The organism is uncultured Pelagibacterium sp., from assembly GCF_963972885.1.
GTDB classification, from domain to species: domain Bacteria; phylum Pseudomonadota; class Alphaproteobacteria; order Rhizobiales; family Devosiaceae; genus Pelagibacterium; species Pelagibacterium nitratireducens.
Genome location: NZ_CAXAXY010000064.1, coordinates 1 through 15,318 on the forward strand (window position 1 = coordinate 1; position 15,318 = coordinate 15,318).

Below are 15,318 nucleotides of genomic sequence, written 5' to 3' on the forward strand. Positions count from 1 at the left end.
AATCACCCTACTCCGACCAATAAAGCCGGGACCTTGCGGTCCCGGCTTTTCCTTTGTTCGCCGGCGTTCTCAATCCCGCGCGTTGACCGTCTTGTCGAGTTCTTCGTCGACGGCTTTGGGGTTGTCAAGGGCACGGGTGGCGGCCTGGTCGGGGCCGGTGATCAGGCGGGCGCCCTTGGCGTAGGTTAGCCAGTGCCAGAGCCAGTTGACCAGGACGTTTATGCGGTTGCGGAAGCCCACGAGATAGGCGATGTGGACCGCGCCCCACAGCATCCAGGCGGCAAAGCCGGTCAGTTCGATTTTGCCGAATTTGCCAACGGCAGCGGAGCGGCCGATGGTCGCCATGGTGCCCCAGTCGCGGTAACGGAACGGGTATTGCGGGCTTTGGCCCTGTTGCGCGCGGATAATCGCTTCGGCGACATATTGGCCCTGTTGCTTGGCGACCGGTGCCAGGGCGGGAAGCGGCTTGCCGTCCTCGCCTTCGACCGATGCCGCATCGCCGATGACGAATACGCCGGGCAGATCGGGGATGGTGAGATCGGGAGCGACGGGAACTGTGCCGTTCTTATTGGTTTTCAGACCCAACCATTTGCCGACAGGGGTTGCCTCGACACCGGCGCACCAGAAGATGTTGGAGGTTTCGATGAAATCGTCGCCGGCCAGAACTCCGTTTTCGTCGATGCGTTCGACGGGGGAATTGGTGTGCACCTCGACGCCCAGATCGGTTAGTTTGCCCACCGTATAGGCGCCCAGATGGGCAGGATAGGCATTGAGCAGGGTATCGACGGCCTCGACGAGGACGACGCGGGTGTCGCGTGGGTCGATATTGGTGAAATCCTTTGCCAGGGTTGCCTTGGCCAGATCGGCAAGAGCGCCGGCGGTTTCCACACCGGTGGGGCCGCCGCCGATGACGACGAAGGTCATCAGGCGCCTGCGCAGTTCCGGGTTGTCGGTGGTCTCGGCGCGCTCGAAGGCCAGAAGGACCCGGCGACGGATGTTGAGGGCGTCATCGATTGATTTGAGCGCAGGGGCAAAGGGCTGCCATTCATCCTCCTTGCCGAAATAGGTGAAGGACGATCCCGTGGCCAGGATCAATTGGCTATAGGCGATTTCATCACCGCCCACCGCTTTTACGACGCGGCGCGCGGTATCGATGCCCTCGATCTCTTCCATGAGAATTTCGACGGAGCCGCCTTTTCCCGGCGAGAGCACGGCCCGGATGGGGACCGCGATTTCCGCGGGTGACAGAGCGGCGGTTGCCACCTGATAGAGCAAGGGCTGGAACAGATGGTGGTTGCGCCTGTCGATGATGGTGAAGGGGACACCGGCCCGGGCGAGAGTCTTGGCAGCGCTTAACCCGCCGAAACCGGCCCCGACGATGACAACACGGCCCTCACCCGCCATCAGCTCTTGCTCTCATCCTTGTGATAGATATCGTGTGCGCCACGTTCGGCGGCATCTTTCTGGCGCGTCGTGGCCTTTGACGATCTGATTGCGCCATAGGCGATGACTAGAGCGAGAATGACGGCGCCGCCCAAAACGGCAAAAAGCCAGGGGAAGGCTTCCATTTCGTTCTCCTTTCAATACTGCACATCAAAAGAGAACGTCTGCCGCCCGTGAGAGTTGCAAAAACAAAGGGCCAGTCGCTGGACTGGCCCTTCACGATCATATCAGGTGGAAAGCGCCTTACTTGCGCTGCAGCAGCGACCAACCGCCAACCACGGTCAAAGCGGCAAAGGCCATCTTGACGATATCCCATACGATGAAGGGCTGGACGGCCCCCTGGAAGGCGGAAAGCAGTGCATTGGACTGATCGATCCATGCGGCCTGACCAGCCATGGTCAACAGCCAGACAAAACCGATGACAAACATCACGACATTGCCGGCCAGCATGGCGGTAAAGCCGGTAAAGACGTTGCGCATCGCGCCACGATCGGCCAGCCAGCCGATGATGGCGGCCATAACAAGGAAGCCGATCAAAAAGCCGCCGGTCGGGCCAAACAGATAGGGCATGCCCGCAAAGGCGCCGGCAAAGACCGGAAGGCCCATGGCGCCCTGTGCGAGATAGAGGCCGACGGTGGCCGTCGCCATACGGAAGCCGAAGGCGCCGGCGATCATCGCGATGGCCATGGACTGGAGAGTGACAGGCACCGGCCAGACCGGCACGTTGACCTTGGCGGCCATGGTGATGAGCACAGAACCGATAAAGGCGACAGCGACCGCAGAAGCGACGCGCGCAGCCTGCGACTTGGGCTGATAAAGACCGAGAAGCGTGTTGGAAGTGGCAAAAGTCGTGGCCATAACTTGTCCCTTTGCGTTAAAGCCGAAGCAGAGACCATCGTTCTAACCACACATGGCACCGCGCGCAATGCCCGCAAGTTCCGCCTCCCCACCCTATGACCGCGCGTTCGACCCCCACACCGGTGAGGCGGTGGGCGTGGCGCCAGCTATCGTGCGGATCACAGCGCCCAATGCGAGCGCCTATACGTTTACGGGGACCAACAGTTTTCTGATCGGGGAGGATCAGATTGCCGTGCTCGATCCGGGGCCGAACGACGATGCCCATTTCGACGCGCTGATGAAGGCCATCGCCGGCCGCAAGGTGGTTGCGGTGATTGTGACCCACACCCATCGTGACCATAGCGGGCTGGCGCGGCGGCTGATGGCACAAACGGGTGCTCCGTTGTGGTCGAACGGGCCGCACAGGCTATCGCGGCCGCTCAAGCCGTTCGAGTTCAATCCGTTCGGCCGGTCGGGCGATTTCGCGCTCAAACCGGATAAGGTTCTGGGCGATGGAGAGATTGTCGAGATCGATGCGGTAAGGCTCCGCGTCGTTGCCACGCCGGGCCATTGCGCCAATCATCTCGCGTTTGCGGTCGAGGGTGGGGATGCGGTCCTGATGGGTGACCATGTGATGGGGTGGAACTCGACGGTGGTGGCGGCGCCTGACGGGGATCTGGGGGACTATCTGGCATCGCTGGACACTGTCATTGCCCTGCCCCAGACCCGCTATCTGCCGGGACATGGCGGCGAAATCGCCGATGGACGCGCATTTGCACACGCACTCAAGGCGCATCGGCTGATGCGCAACGGGCAGTTGCTCGAGGTGGTGCGGCGTGGGCCGACCACCCTTTCGGCGGCAGCACGGGAAATCTATCCCCAGCTTGCGGGCCGATTTGCGATGGCCGGCAAACGGACTTTGCTCTCGCACGCCGAGTACCTTGCGGCGCGTGGGGAAATCGAGTTGCGGCGTACGCTATTGGGCATCAGGCTGCGCGTCGGGGGCCAGGTCTGACTCGGGCACGGGCGGTTCCTCGGGAACGGGTTGGGCCATATTATCCTGGATATAGGTTGAAACCCTGTCATCGAGCGCGAGAAGAAACGCCTCGATGGCGCGGCCATTGTCGCCGAGATCGTGATAGACCGGATCAAGCGAGGCGGCCCGCAAATCGATCAGCGACCCGATGGGATTGGGTGAGACGCGAAACGCAATCTCGTTTTCGAACCCCAGCAGGGAGCGGCGCAGCGCATTGAGCTGGCCGGTGCTGGTTTCGGTGGGAGGCGTTGCGGTCAGAATTTCCCAGCCATTGGCGCGCACCAGCGACTGGCCGAGCGAAAAGAGCTCCTGGGGCGGAATCTGATAGGCGCGGGTGATGAGATTTGGAAACGAGGCCAGAACCGTTTCCGGATCGATCCCGGATTCGTTGGGTTGGGCCTCGAGAAGTTGCGGTGGGGCGCCCAGGGCTGTCGTGACATCGGCTGTCGAGGGATAAAATTCGCTCAGGGCCAGAACGATGCCGGCCGGGGCCAGACACAAAAGGCCGAGCAGGAAGCCGACGCTGGCCGGGGCCCAGCCCCTGTCGCCGGTAAACCAGAGAACGACATAGGCGGCCATGCCGATCAGAAACGCCGCGCCGGCCGACACGGTGCCGATCAAAAGGCTGATTTCAAAGACATCGGCGGCAATCTGGCCGAAAAAATGCAGGCCGGTCGAAATCAGAATCAGGGCGGCAGAAAACAGCGCCAGCCGACGTGCCCAGATCGCCAGTTTCGAGGTGCGGACGAGGATGCGCATGGCGTTACGGGAAAAGCCGCGTGCGGGACCAGTCGGACTCGGGATCGGGGCGCGTGAACACCACCCGGTCGTGAAGCCGGAAGGCGCCGTCTTTCCAGAACTCGATCTGGAGCGGCATCACCCGGAAACCCGACCAATGGGCGGGGCGTCCGATTTCGCCATCGGCAAATTTTTCGGTCAGCGTCGCGACGCGCTCGACAAGCACATTGCGACTTTCCAGCGGTCGGGACTGATCGGATGCGTGTGCCCCGATGCGCGACTGGGCCGGGCGGGAGGCGAAATAGGCGTCGGCATCCGAGTGTGGCACCTGTTGGACCGGGCCGCGGACGCGAACCTGGCGGCGCAGGCTCTTCCAGTGAAACAGCAGAGCCGCCCTGGGATTTGCGAGCAGTTCGCGGCCCTTGGCCGATTCGAAATTGGTAAAAAAGACAAACCCCTGATGCGAATAGCCGTTGAGCAGCACCATGCGCAGGTCGGGCATGCCGGTTTCATCGACGCTTGCAAGCGCCATGGCGTTGGGATCGTTGGGCTCGGTCTCGCGGGCCTCTTCGAGCCAGTGAGGGAAGAGTTCGAGGGGGTCGATGGCGCCGTCATAGGCATCGTCGAACAGCAGATCAGTGAGCGAAGCCGTCACGGCAGAATCCATCCCGTCTGGACATTATGAGGGGCCGTGGCCATATAGAACGCAAAGCTGCGGTGCTTCAATGCCCGCAAATCGTGGATCGAAAGGACGTGGCGCTGCCGGATCACAAGCCGGAGCGCCCTTTCAAGGTGTAACAAAGCGAATGCGCGACCCCTATACAGTGCTCGGAGTGCCAAAGAGCGCCAGCGAAAAGGAGATCAAGAGCGCCTACCGCAAGCTGGCCAAGACTTTTCACCCGGATCAGAATCCGGACGACAAGGCGGCGCACGAAAAATTTGCCGAGGCGACGGCGGCCTACGACCTGCTGTCGGACAAGACCAAGCGGGCGCAATATGACCGTGGCGAGATCGATGCGGACGGCCATCCCAAATTTGGCGGGTTCGGCGGGTTCGATTCGTCGGGCATGCGCGGCGGGCGTCCTGGCGCCGGGGCCGGAGCGGGCGGGTTCAACGCCGAGGATATCTTAAAGGAATTCATGAGCGGGTTTGGCGGCACGCGACGCGGGCCGGGCGGCAATCCTTTCGGCGCGGGTGCTGGTGCCGGCGGCGCGAGCTGGGACCCGTTTACCGGGGCAACGACGGGTGCTTCGGGTTCGGCCAAGGGCGAAGACGTTGTGGTCAATCTGGCCGTGTCGCTGGAAGATGCCCATAAGGGCGGCTCGGTGCCGGTCACCCTGCCCTCGGGCAAGACGGTTTCGGTCAAACTCCCCTCCCCGCTCGAAGAGGGCCAGCAGGTGCGGCTGCGCGGCCAGGGCCGGCCTTCACCGCTGACCGGGCAGCCGGGCGATGCGCTGGTGACGATCAAGTTTGCCAGGCACAAGCAATTCCGCAAGGACGGGCACGATCTGCGGGTCGATGTGCCGATAACCCTTTATGAAGCGGTGCTGGGCGCCAAGGTGCGCGTGCCGACGCTCGATGGCGCGGTTGAACTCAATCTGCCGCCGGGGCCTGATACGGCCAAGGCGATGCGGCTCAAGGGCAAGGGGCTGTTCGGCAAGGGCGATCTCTACGTCAATCTGAGGATCGTCTTACCCAAGGGCGGCGACCCCGATCTCGAGAGCCTGATGCGGTTCTGGAAGGACCAGAAACCCTATAAGGTTCGCGATTAGTCGCGATACAGGCTGATGGCGGCAATGCTGTCCGCCTTTGCGTTTTTGAAATCGAGAAAGAGTGCGAAGCCGACGGATTTTCCGGCCCGGACGATGGTGCCATTGACCGCACCGACCCGTCCGTGGGTGATGGCATGGGTTATCGTGAGGGCTTCGGGAGTGGCGCCGAGGTCGGCGATTGCCGCGAGCACGGCTTCGACGCCCTTTGCCTCCCGGCCATCGGGAAATGTCGCGACACAATCGCCGGAGAGCGCTTGCGTCAGCATCTGGGAGTCTGAAGTCAGCACCGCGACCGCGACTTTTTCGGCAAAGGCGTTCTTGGGCGAGTTGCCACACTCGCCACTCAAGGTGATTTTGGTTTCCATTGCGGGTTCCCCTATCGGTTGCGGGGCGCGGCGGCGCGTTCGAGACGGTCGTTGATCGCTTCGCCCAGGCCGGTATGAGGAATGGGCGCGACGGCAATCGATTTTGCCCCGGATGCATCGAGCCGGGCAAGATGGGAGAAGAGGTTTTGCGCCGCTTCGCGCAGATCGGCCGATTCCGAAAGATTGAGGACCGGACCGTCATGGGCAGGAGCCGGGCCGAAAACGAGGTAGGCCTCGCCGGGCTCGGGCGCTGTGACTTCGAGGCGGAGGGCGGCGTTGGGAGCATAGTGGCTTTTGAGCATGCCCGGCGCGGTGATTGCGGCATTTGGGGCGGCGAGCGCAATGGGATGACCGAGAAGGGCCTCGACATCCTCGCGCGCAAGGGCACCGGCGCGAAGCTGGGTGACCGTATCGCCAACAATGGCAATGATCGTGGATTCCAGGCCGTTTTGACAGGAGCCGCCGTCGAGAACCGGAACCGCTCCGGAAAAGGCCGCGCGGACGTGGCTTGCCGTTGTGGGCGAGAGTTTGCCCGAGGGATTGGCCGAGGGGGCGGCGACGGGGCGGCCAAGGGTGGCGATCAAGTCGCGGGCCATGGGATGGGCAGGGACGCGCAGGCCGACGGTATCGAGACCGGCGGTGACGAGGTCGGAAAGGCCCGCGTCGGGCTTGAGGGGAACGACCAGCGTTAAAGGGCCGGGCCAGAAGGCGTCGGCGAGACGGCGGGCGAGTGGGGAAAAGTTCCCGAAACGCTCGGCCATCTCCATATCGGCGCAATGGGAAATGAGCGGATTGAAACGCGGGCGGCCCTTGGTTTCGTAGATCTTGAGGACAGCACCGGAATTGGTGGCGTCGGCGCCCAGGCCATAGACCGTTTCCGTCGCGAAGGCGCAAAGGTCCCCCCGTTGCAGCAGGGCTGCGGCATCGGCAACGGTCTGGGGATCGGCGGGCGCTGAGTTCATCGAGGTTGTTTGACAAGCGCCCGGTGCCGCGTCAAGAAGAGGCAACAGCCGAGGCATAGATCCCGACGAAATGACCACCCTTCTGATCAGCCAGACAAACGGGTCCGCGCACGCGACGCCGAGCGGCCATGCCGAGCGGCAGGAGCGGATCGAAGCGGCGGCCAGGGCGCTCGACCATCCCCGGTTTGGAGCCCTGATGCGCGAGATGGCTGCCCCGGGCGATCTCGAATTGGCCGAGTTGGTCCACAGCCCAAAGGTCATGGACACGATCCGGGCCATCCGGCCGGCCGAAGGGATCGGGCAGATCGATCCGGACACTTTCGTCTCCGCGCGGAGCCTCGAGGCATCGGCGACGGCATTGGGCGGGGTGTTGCGAGGCATTGAAGCGGTTATTCTGGGCGAGGCGCATAACGCATTCATTCTGGCGCGACCGCCCGGACATCATGCCGAGCGCGACCGGTCCATGGGGTTCTGCCTGGTCAACACCATCGCCATCGCGGCGCGACAGGCGCAGCGGCTTTATGGAGCCGAGCGCGTGGCGATCATCGATTTCGACGTGCATCACGGCAATGGCACTCAAGACATTTTTGCCGACGACCCCTCGGTCTTTTACGCCTCCTCCCACCAGATGCCGCTGTATCCGGGAACGGGAGCGCCCCATGAGAGAGGTGTCGGCAACATCGTCAATGCAGCGCTTGAAGCGGGAAGCGGCGGTCAGGAGATGCGGGCGGCGTATAAAGAGCAGATATTGCCGGCGCTCGACAATTTTGCGCCGGACCTGATTCTGGTTTCGGCGGGCTTTGACGCGGAGCGGCGCGATCCGCTTGCGCAGCTCGAATGGGTGGGTGCCGATTACGCGTGGCTCACGGGAAAGTTGATGGACATTGCCGAGAAGCGCTGCTCAAACCGTTTGGTCTCGATGCTCGAAGGCGGCTACGATCTGGGCGGGCTTGCCTCGGGGGTGTCGGCGCATGTAGGCATGCTGCTGACCGGCGAAGCCGGACCCGATTATGACGATTAAAGACGAAGGGGCAGTAATGACCGAGATCGCCGAAATGAGCTTTGAAGCGGCGCTGGACGAACTTGAAAAGATCGTCGCGCAGCTCGAAGGCGGCAAGGCGCCCCTGCAGGAATCGATTGCGATCTATGAGCGCGGCGAAGCGCTCAAGCGCCATTGCGAAGCCCTGCTCAAGCAGGCAGAGGCGCGGATCGAAAAGATCACGCTGGCCAAGGACGGCACGCCCACAGGCGTCGAGCCGCTGGATCAATAGGTCAGGAATTTCGCCGTGCTGGGAAAAGTGCGCATCGTTTTGTGGGCCCTTGTGGCGCTTGCGGCGGTTTCGGCCACTGTCATCTATTTCACAAAGCCCATTCAGCCCTCCGGTGCGATGTTTGGCGGGCCGTTCGAGATGGTTGCGACATCGACGGGTGAAACCTTCACCGAAGACGATCTGCTCGGCACGCCGACGCTGATGTTTTTCGGGTACACTTTTTGCCCGGACGTTTGCCCCACAACGCTTGCCGAAGCGACTGGGTGGAAACAGACGCTGGGGCTCGAGGATGACGAGTTGCGGATCATTTTCGTTTCGGTGGACCCCGAGCGCGATACCATCGAGCATACGCGCGAATATCTGTCCAATTTCGGACCCGACGTGATGGGCCTGGTGGGCAACGAAAGCCAGACCGAGCAGATCAAGCGCTCTTATGGGGTGTTTTCCGAAAAGGTGGATGCCGAGGGCTCGACCGACTATCTGGTCAATCATACAGCGTCGGTGTTCATGATCGATGCGGAAGGCGATTTTTTCGGTACGATCGCCTGGGGCGAGGACAGCCAGACAGCGCTCGACAAGGTGAGGCGCCTCACGGCGTCATGAGCCGGATAAGGCTCGACATCGCGCTCGAACAGCGCGGGCTTGCTCAATCGAGAGCAAGAGCGCGTGACGCCATTCTGCGTGGCACAGTGAGCGTCAACGGCGTTCTGGCCAGCAAGCCGAGCCAGCTTGTGGGTGAGGGCGACGCGGTCGCGCTGAACGATCCTGCATCACACTATGTTTCGCGCGCGGCGCTCAAGCTGGCCGAGGGACTGGAGAAAAGCGGCTTCGATCCCGAAGGCAAAATCTGTCTCGATCTGGGGGCTTCGACGGGCGGGTTCAGCCAGGTGCTGGCCGAACGTGGCGCGCAGAAAATCTATGCTGTCGATGTCGGGCATGGACAGTTGCATAGCGATGTTGCCGGGCTCTCCAATCTGGTGTCGCTCGAAGGGCTAAATGCCCGCGACGTTACGGCGGAGATGATCGCCGAGCCGATCGATTTCCTGGTGTCCGATGTGAGCTTTGTGTCGCTGATCAAGATCATCGATGCGCCATCGGCGCTGTGTGCGCCGGGTGCGAAGGCTCTTTTGCTGATCAAACCGCAATTCGAGGTGGGACGCGATCATGTCGGCAAGGGGGGGATCGTGGTGCCCGGGCCGCATGTGGACATGGCCATAGAGGCCGTGCTTGCCCATATGGACGGGCTGGGCTGGCAGCGGGCGGGACTGTGGCCATCGCCGATCAAAGGCGGTGACGGGAATGGTGAATTCCTGGCCGGGTTTCGTCGGCGCTGAGCGCTGGTTTAGCCGGGGCGGTGCGGACGGGAGCGCCTGAAGGTGCGGGCGATGGTGCCCGCGGTGCGCGCCTCGAGAAGGGTGAGTGCCTGATCGAACCCCTTCCAGCGGCGGCGCAGGCGGCGAACCGAGCGCAGGGCAAATTTGGAGCTGCCGATCAGCAGGAAGAGGGCAAGGGCCATCATTGGCACGCCGACCGGGATCGGGGTTGGCGCCAGAATGGCTCCGGCAATCAGGAGAACAAGCGCGAGGGGAATCGTGACGATCCTCCACATACAAGCTGTCTCCCGATCCTGAGCACTCGGGCCATCCTTAGCCGCTATCGGCCACAGATTGATGACGGCGGCCAGCACCGCCGCAAGCAACGCCCTCTAATCGGAAATGGTGATGCCGAAGGCTTCGAGCCCGACATAGCGGCGAGAGCGCGAGGACATGGGCTTGATGGCGGAGATTCCGAGATCGCGCAAAATCTGGGCGCCGAGGCCGACTTCGCGCCACTCTGCATCGCGATCTCGAGCCGAGCCATGGTCTTCGCGTTCGGCTTCAGCCGCCGCCCTGTCATAGGCAACACCGGCATTACCCTCGCGCAGATAGACCAACACGCCGCCGGTTTCGGCCAGGGCAGCGATCGATGCGTTGAGTTTTTCCGCGCTACCGAAAACGTCGGTGACGATATCCTCGCGCTGAAGGCGGACGTTGACGGGCACCCCCTGCCCCACGTCGCCGAACACCAGCGCAAGGTGTTGGACGCGGTCGAATGGGGTCGAATAGGCGTAGGCGATGGCGCGGCCGGCGGCGGTGTCGATCTCGAAGGTGGCGACGCGCTCGACGAGCTTTTCGCGGCGCTGGCGGTAAGCAATGAGATCGGCGACCGAGATCAGCGGCAAATCGTGGGCCGCGGCAAAATCGGCGACCTGCTGGCCGCGGGTGACGGTGCCGTCGTCATTGACCAGCTCACAGATCACTCCGACATCGGGCAGATCGGCAAGCCTGCAAAGATCGACTGCCGCCTCGGTGTGGCCCGAGCGCATGAGGACGCCGCCGCGCCGGGCGATGAGCGGGAAGATGTGGCCGGGGCGGGAAAAATCCTCGGCAGCCACATTGCCATTGGTCAGCGCGCGCACGGTGGCCGTGCGGTCCTCGGCGGAAATGCCGGTGGTGGTGCCGTGCTTGAAATCGATGGTGACGGTGAAGGCCGTCGTATGGGCGGAGTCGTTTGAGGCGACCATCGGATCGAGGCGCAGTTTCTGGGCGCGCTCACCGGTGATCGGCGCGCACACGATGCCGGAGGTGTGGCGGACGATGAAGGCCATCTGCTCGGGCGTGATGGTGGACGCGGCAGCTATGATGTCGCCCTCGCCTTCCCGATCGTGGTCGTCGATCACAACGACCATCTGGCCACGCTTCATGGCCTCCAGCGCGGCCTCGACGCGTGTGTCGGATTCAGAGATCATTACAGATCGTTCCTTCCAAAGCCGATGCCGCCTTCGCGGCCGGTCTGGCCACGGTGGCGCAGCATGTGGTCGGCAAGGACACAGGCCATCATCGCTTCGCCGATGGGCACGGCGCGGATGCCCACGCAGGGGTCATGGCGGCCCTTGGTGATAATGTCGGCATCCTCGTTTTCCGTGGTCACGGTCTGGCGGGGGGTGAGGATAGAACTTGTGGGTTTGACCGCAAAGCGCGCGACAATGGGATCACCATTGGAGATGCCGCCGAGGATGCCGCCGGCCTTGTTGGACAGGAATTTTGGCAGCGGGCGGTCCGAGCGCATCTGGTCGGCGTTTTCCTCGCCGGTCAATTCGGCGGCGTGCATGCCCTCACCGATCTCGACACCCTTGACGGCGTTGATCGACATGAAGGCCGAAGCGATGTCGGCGGACAGTTTGCCATAGATCGGAGCGCCCCAGCCGGCGGGCACGCCTTCGGCGACCACTTCGACAATGGCCCCGGCGGACGAGCCGGCCTTGCGGATGCCGTCGAGATATGCGGCCCAGGTTTCGGCGGCTTTGGGGTCGGCGCAGAAGAAGGGGTTCTGGTCGATCTGTTCCCAATCGAAATTGGCGTAATCGATCTTGTGGGGTCCGATCTGGACCAGCGAGGCGCGGATGGTGACGTTGGGGATTACCAGTTTGGCGACAGCGCCGGCGGCGACGCGGGCGGCGGTCTCGCGGGCCGAGGAGCGGCCACCGCCACGATAATCACGAATGCCGTATTTCTGGAAATAGGTGTAATCGGCGTGGCCGGGGCGGAACTTGTCGCGGATTTCCGAATAGTCCTTGGAGCGCTGATCGGTGTTTTCGATCATCAGCGAAATCGGCGTGCCGGTGGTACGAAGGCCATCGGTGCGCTCGTCCTCGAAGACACCGGAGAGGATTTTGACCTCGTCGGCCTCGCGGCGCTGGGTGGTGTAGCGCGACTGGCCGGGCTTGCGGCGATCGAGATCGCGCTGGATCATTTCGGCGGAAATGGGAAGGTCGGGCGGCACACCATCGACGACGACCCCGAGCGCGGGGCCATGACTCTCACCCCAGGTGGTGAAGCGGAAGAGGTGGCCGAAGGAATTGTCGCTCATGGGAAGTGCCCCGGAAATGTTGGAGGTGTTCTAGGCAGCGGCGAGGACGTGGTCAATCGTTCGATGGGATTAGCGAGCGCGAGCCTTTGCGCTAGCGCGCGTGGCGGGGCGAGCGGATTTCGCCGCGCATGGTGCCGATGGCCAGTTCGAAATTGTCGGCGATGCGGCGGGCCCGGATCATGAATTCGTGGGTGATCTCGGGGGTAAAGATTTCGGCGGCGGTCTGCTCGAAAAGAGCAAGCCAGCGGTCGAAATGTTCAGCCTCGATGGGCAGGCGCAAATGTGGATTGAGCGGGCGACCGGAATAGCGACCGGTGCGCAGCATGATCGAAGACCAGAAATCGGTGATCTGGGCGATGTGCTCGTCCCAGTCGTGGACGGCGCGATCAAAGATCGGGCCGAGGATGTCATCCTCGCGGGCGCGGGCGTAAAAGATCGCAACCAGCCTGGCGATGTCGGGATCGGTGATGTCGGGGTGCGCCGGACCCGGGCGGGTCAGCGGGTTGTCATCGGCCGTCAAGATTTTCTCACCACGTCTTTTTCGCTGCGTGCAGGGTCATCCGACCGGCAGAGAAATGGGCGATGACGCCCTGGGGCGGGGCCCAGTTGAGGACTTCGCCACGGGTTACGCCTTCGACCAGATGGCGCAGGACACGCAGTACGCCGCCATGGGCGACGATGATCGAGTGATGGGTCAGACCCTGGGCAAAATCGAGCAGGCGGTCGGCGAGGTCCTGATAGTTCTCGCCGCCTTCAGGGCGGAAATTCCAATATGTGGCGTCGCGCTGGCCGGGAGCCAGAGCCTCGCGCTCGCGGGCGATTTCCTCGTGCAGCAGGCCCTCGAATTTGCCGAAGGAGATTTCGATCAGCCGCTCGTCGTAAATGACATCGGGGAGCGGAATGTCGAAGGCGGCGCGCATGCGCTCCATGGTTTCGCTGGCCCGGCTCAGGGGCGAGGCGTACCATTTGAATTTGGCCGGATCGCTGCCGGCTTCCTCAAGCAGGAAACGCAACAGCGGACCGTTGGAATCGGCCTGGCGCCGGCCGGTTTCGTTCAATGGAATATCGCGGCTGCCCTGATAGCGGCGCTCGCGGTTCCAATCGGTTTCGCCGTGGCGCGCGAAGTAGAAATCGGGCCAGGTGACCTGGTGCATGGACGAATCAATCATTGACAGATTTGAGGAGCGCGCAAGCTAGCGCGCTCCTGTGACGTTTTGTTTGGCCGGCTATTCGGCGGGCGCATCCTGGGGCATGGCTTTCATGCCGATGATGTTGTAGCCGGAATCGACGTAATGAATTTCGCCGGTGACCCCGCTCGAGAGATCCGAGAGCAGATAGAGCGCCGAATTGCCGACTTCGTCGATGGTGACGTTCTTGCGCAGGGGCGCGTTTTCCTCGTTCCATTTGAGCATTTCGCGCAAATCGGCAATTCCCGAGGCCGCAAGGGTCTTGATCGGGCCGGCGGAAATGGCGTTGACCCGGATATTCTGCGGGCCGAGATCGGAAGCGAGATAACGCACCGAGGCCTCGAGCGCAGCCTTGGCGACACCCATGACGTTGTAGTTCGGCAAGACCTTTTCGGCGCCGTAATAGGTGAGGGTCAGGATGGCGCCGCCATCGTCCATCAATGCTTCGGCGCGCTTGGCCAATGCCGTGAGCGAGAACACCGAGATGTTCATGGTCAAAGCGAAATTGCCCGGTGTGGTATCGACATAACGCCCGTCAAGCTCTTCCTTGTTGGAGAAACCGATGGCGTGGACGAGAAAATCGAGCTTGCCCCATTTGGACTTGAGCACGTTGAACACGGCGTCCATGGCGTCTGGATCGGTCACATCGCATGGCAGGACCAGATCCGAGCCGAACTCGGCTGCGATCGGTTCGACGCGGCGATGGAGCGCCTCGCCCTGATAGGTGAAGGCCATTTCCGCGCCCTGCGCGTGCAGCGCCTTGGCAATGCCGTAGGCGATAGAGCGGTTGTTGGCGACGCCCATAATGAGCCCGCGCTTGCCTTCCATCAAACCAGCCATGGTGTTCTCCGATGATCGTTTCGTTGCCGGTGGTTTTGGCACAGGGGATGGGAACGGGCAAGGTGGGAAGCGGTGTGGCGTGGTAGCGAATCCCCTGCCCGCCATGCGATAGTTGACCCAAATGCCTGCAGAAAGACTTTTAGAGATGACCCTTTCCAAAGACCAGATCGTTCCGGCCCTTGTCCAGCTTCTCGGGGAAAGCAGCGTTGTTTCCGAGGCCGGCGATATGGCGGGCTATGTTTCCGAGCCGCGCCGACGGTTTCACAAGCAGGCACAGGCCGTGGTGCTGCCGCGGACGGTGGCCGAGGTGCAGGCGGTGATGGAATGGGCCAATGAGGTGGGCGTGCATATCGTCCCGCAGGCCGGAAACACCGGGCTGGTCGGAGGGCAGGTTCCGCTGTTCGGCGACGAGGTCATTGTCTCGATTTCCAAGCTCAAGGGCGTACGGAACGTCGATGCGGCGGCCGGGCACATGACGCTCGATGCGGGCACGACGCTGCAGGAGGCCCATGAGATTGCCGAGGGCGCAGGGATGATGTTTCCGCTCTATATCGCCTCACAAGGTTCGGCGCGGATCGGGGGCGTTCTGGGGTCGAACGCGGGGGGCGTGCAGGTTCTTTCCTATGGCAACGCACGCGAGCTGTGTATCGGGGTCGAGGCCGTGATGGCGGATGGGTCGATCTACAAAGGGCTCAGTGCGCTACGCAAGGACAATACGGGCTATGATCTCAAAGACCTTCTGGTGGGTTCGGAAGGCACGCTGGGGATCATCACGGCGGCGACGCTGAGGCTTTTTCCCAAGCCCGATGCTCACGAGACCGCGTTACTAAACGTGGCAAGCCCCAAGGCGGCGCTGGAGCTGTTCACGCTGCTGCGGGCGCGGGCCGGCAATACGCTGACGGCGTTCGAATTGATGCCGCGCATCGGCATCGATTTTCAGCTCAAGCACGAGATGATC

General features: G+C 62.6%; 20 protein-coding genes. 7 read left to right on the forward strand and 13 right to left on the reverse strand.

The features are described from left to right. Nucleotides 1–69: 69 nt before the first annotated feature. From AACZ55_RS11135 to AACZ55_RS11145, 3 genes are all read right to left on the reverse strand, one after another. A complete protein-coding gene (locus AACZ55_RS11135) occupies nucleotides 70–1,404 on the reverse strand; it encodes an NAD(P)/FAD-dependent oxidoreductase (RefSeq protein ID WP_339646101.1) in 1,335 nt (444 codons plus the stop codon). Beyond that, the gene (locus tag AACZ55_RS11140) at nucleotides 1,404–1,568 is read right to left on the reverse strand and encodes a hypothetical protein (protein WP_339646103.1); all 165 of its coding nucleotides are present in this window, start codon (nucleotides 1,566–1,568) and stop codon (nucleotides 1,404–1,406) included. Before AACZ55_RS11140 ends, AACZ55_RS11135 begins: the two co-directional genes overlap by 1 nt. A 118-nt stretch (nucleotides 1,569–1,686) precedes the next feature. Further along, entirely contained in the window at nucleotides 1,687–2,301 is a 615-nt protein-coding gene (locus tag AACZ55_RS11145; protein ID WP_339646105.1) for a biotin transporter BioY, read from the reverse strand. 67 nt (nucleotides 2,302–2,368) lie between these two features. Between AACZ55_RS11145 and AACZ55_RS11150 the strand changes: the two genes are divergently transcribed. Beyond that, complete coding sequence (locus AACZ55_RS11150; protein ID WP_339646107.1) at nucleotides 2,369–3,295, forward strand: MBL fold metallo-hydrolase; 927 nt, start codon at nucleotides 2,369–2,371, stop codon at nucleotides 3,293–3,295. Here AACZ55_RS11150 and AACZ55_RS11155 read toward each other — a convergent pair. Both AACZ55_RS11155 and pdxH read right to left on the reverse strand, forming a co-directional pair. Next, nucleotides 3,257–4,075, reverse strand: coding sequence for a DUF1499 domain-containing protein (locus AACZ55_RS11155; RefSeq protein ID WP_339646109.1), 819 nt, complete (start codon nucleotides 4,073–4,075; stop codon nucleotides 3,257–3,259). The genes AACZ55_RS11150 and AACZ55_RS11155 overlap by 39 nt on opposite strands. Nucleotides 4,076–4,079: 4 nt before the next feature. Then, nucleotides 4,080–4,688 carry a pyridoxamine 5'-phosphate oxidase gene (gene pdxH, locus AACZ55_RS11160; protein ID WP_339646130.1) on the reverse strand — a complete coding sequence of 203 codons (609 nt, stop codon included), beginning with the start codon at nucleotides 4,686–4,688 and terminating at the stop codon, nucleotides 4,080–4,082. Nucleotides 4,689–4,860: 172 nt separating this feature from the next. Between pdxH and AACZ55_RS11165 the strand changes: the two genes are divergently transcribed. Then, nucleotides 4,861–5,826: a J domain-containing protein gene (locus tag AACZ55_RS11165; RefSeq protein ID WP_339646111.1), complete on the forward strand. Its 966-nt coding sequence runs from the start codon at nucleotides 4,861–4,863 to the stop codon at nucleotides 5,824–5,826. Here the strand turns inward: AACZ55_RS11165 and AACZ55_RS11170 are convergent. Then, nucleotides 5,823–6,191, reverse strand: a complete 369-nt coding sequence (locus tag AACZ55_RS11170; protein ID WP_339646113.1) for a hypothetical protein — start codon at nucleotides 6,189–6,191, stop codon at nucleotides 5,823–5,825. The two genes, AACZ55_RS11165 and AACZ55_RS11170, sit on opposite strands and share 4 nt — an antisense overlap. Nucleotides 6,192–6,202: 11 nt before the next feature. Then, on the reverse strand, nucleotides 6,203–7,153 hold the full coding sequence (locus AACZ55_RS11175; RefSeq protein ID WP_339646115.1) for an L-threonylcarbamoyladenylate synthase: 951 nt from the start codon (nucleotides 7,151–7,153) through the stop codon (nucleotides 6,203–6,205). A gap of 70 nt (nucleotides 7,154–7,223) precedes the next feature. Between AACZ55_RS11175 and AACZ55_RS11180 the strand changes: the two genes are divergently transcribed. Genes AACZ55_RS11180 through AACZ55_RS11195 form a run of 4 tightly spaced genes read left to right on the forward strand, consistent with a single transcriptional unit; the run spans nucleotide 7,224 to nucleotide 9,758 of the window. Then, nucleotides 7,224–8,174, forward strand: a complete 951-nt coding sequence (locus tag AACZ55_RS11180; RefSeq protein ID WP_338607496.1) for a histone deacetylase family protein — start codon at nucleotides 7,224–7,226, stop codon at nucleotides 8,172–8,174. 16 nt (nucleotides 8,175–8,190) lie between these two features. Further along, nucleotides 8,191–8,424 carry an exodeoxyribonuclease VII small subunit gene (locus tag AACZ55_RS11185; RefSeq protein WP_338610723.1) on the forward strand — a complete coding sequence of 78 codons (234 nt, stop codon included), beginning with the start codon at nucleotides 8,191–8,193 and terminating at the stop codon, nucleotides 8,422–8,424. A 15-nt stretch (nucleotides 8,425–8,439) separates the two neighbouring features. Beyond that, nucleotides 8,440–9,027, forward strand: coding sequence for an SCO family protein (locus tag AACZ55_RS11190; protein ID WP_339646117.1), 588 nt, complete (start codon nucleotides 8,440–8,442; stop codon nucleotides 9,025–9,027). Continuing rightward, a complete protein-coding gene (locus tag AACZ55_RS11195; RefSeq protein WP_339646119.1) occupies nucleotides 9,024–9,758 on the forward strand; it encodes a TlyA family RNA methyltransferase in 735 nt (244 codons plus the stop codon). The genes AACZ55_RS11190 and AACZ55_RS11195 overlap by 4 nt, the downstream gene beginning before the upstream one ends. An 8-nt stretch (nucleotides 9,759–9,766) precedes the next feature. Here AACZ55_RS11195 and AACZ55_RS11200 read toward each other — a convergent pair whose 3' ends face one another. The 6 genes from AACZ55_RS11200 to fabI form a co-directional block, all read right to left on the reverse strand. Continuing rightward, complete coding sequence (locus AACZ55_RS11200; RefSeq protein WP_338607499.1) at nucleotides 9,767–10,033, reverse strand: hypothetical protein; 267 nt, start codon at nucleotides 10,031–10,033, stop codon at nucleotides 9,767–9,769. Between the two features lie 96 nt (nucleotides 10,034–10,129). After that, nucleotides 10,130–11,212, reverse strand: a complete 1,083-nt coding sequence (ribB, locus tag AACZ55_RS11205; RefSeq protein ID WP_339646121.1) for a 3,4-dihydroxy-2-butanone-4-phosphate synthase — start codon at nucleotides 11,210–11,212, stop codon at nucleotides 10,130–10,132. Further along, entirely contained in the window at nucleotides 11,212–12,333 is a 1,122-nt protein-coding gene (gene aroC / locus AACZ55_RS11210; protein WP_339646123.1) for a chorismate synthase, read from the reverse strand. The genes ribB and aroC overlap by 1 nt, the downstream gene beginning before the upstream one ends. Nucleotides 12,334–12,424: 91 nt before the next feature. After that, nucleotides 12,425–12,832, reverse strand: a complete 408-nt coding sequence (locus tag AACZ55_RS11215) for a group III truncated hemoglobin (protein ID WP_339646132.1) — start codon at nucleotides 12,830–12,832, stop codon at nucleotides 12,425–12,427. Nucleotides 12,833–12,860: 28 nt separating this feature from the next. Next, nucleotides 12,861–13,487 carry a histidine phosphatase family protein gene (locus AACZ55_RS11220; RefSeq protein WP_339646125.1) on the reverse strand — a complete coding sequence of 209 codons (627 nt, stop codon included), beginning with the start codon at nucleotides 13,485–13,487 and terminating at the stop codon, nucleotides 12,861–12,863. 72 nt (nucleotides 13,488–13,559) lie between these two features. Continuing rightward, nucleotides 13,560–14,360: an enoyl-ACP reductase FabI gene (fabI, locus tag AACZ55_RS11225; RefSeq protein ID WP_338607503.1), complete on the reverse strand. Its 801-nt coding sequence runs from the start codon at nucleotides 14,358–14,360 to the stop codon at nucleotides 13,560–13,562. 145 nt (nucleotides 14,361–14,505) lie between these two features. Between fabI and AACZ55_RS11230 the strand changes: the two genes are divergently transcribed. Then, the coding region (locus AACZ55_RS11230; protein ID WP_339646128.1) for an FAD-binding oxidoreductase at nucleotides 14,506–15,318 on the forward strand (813 nt) is incomplete at its 3' end.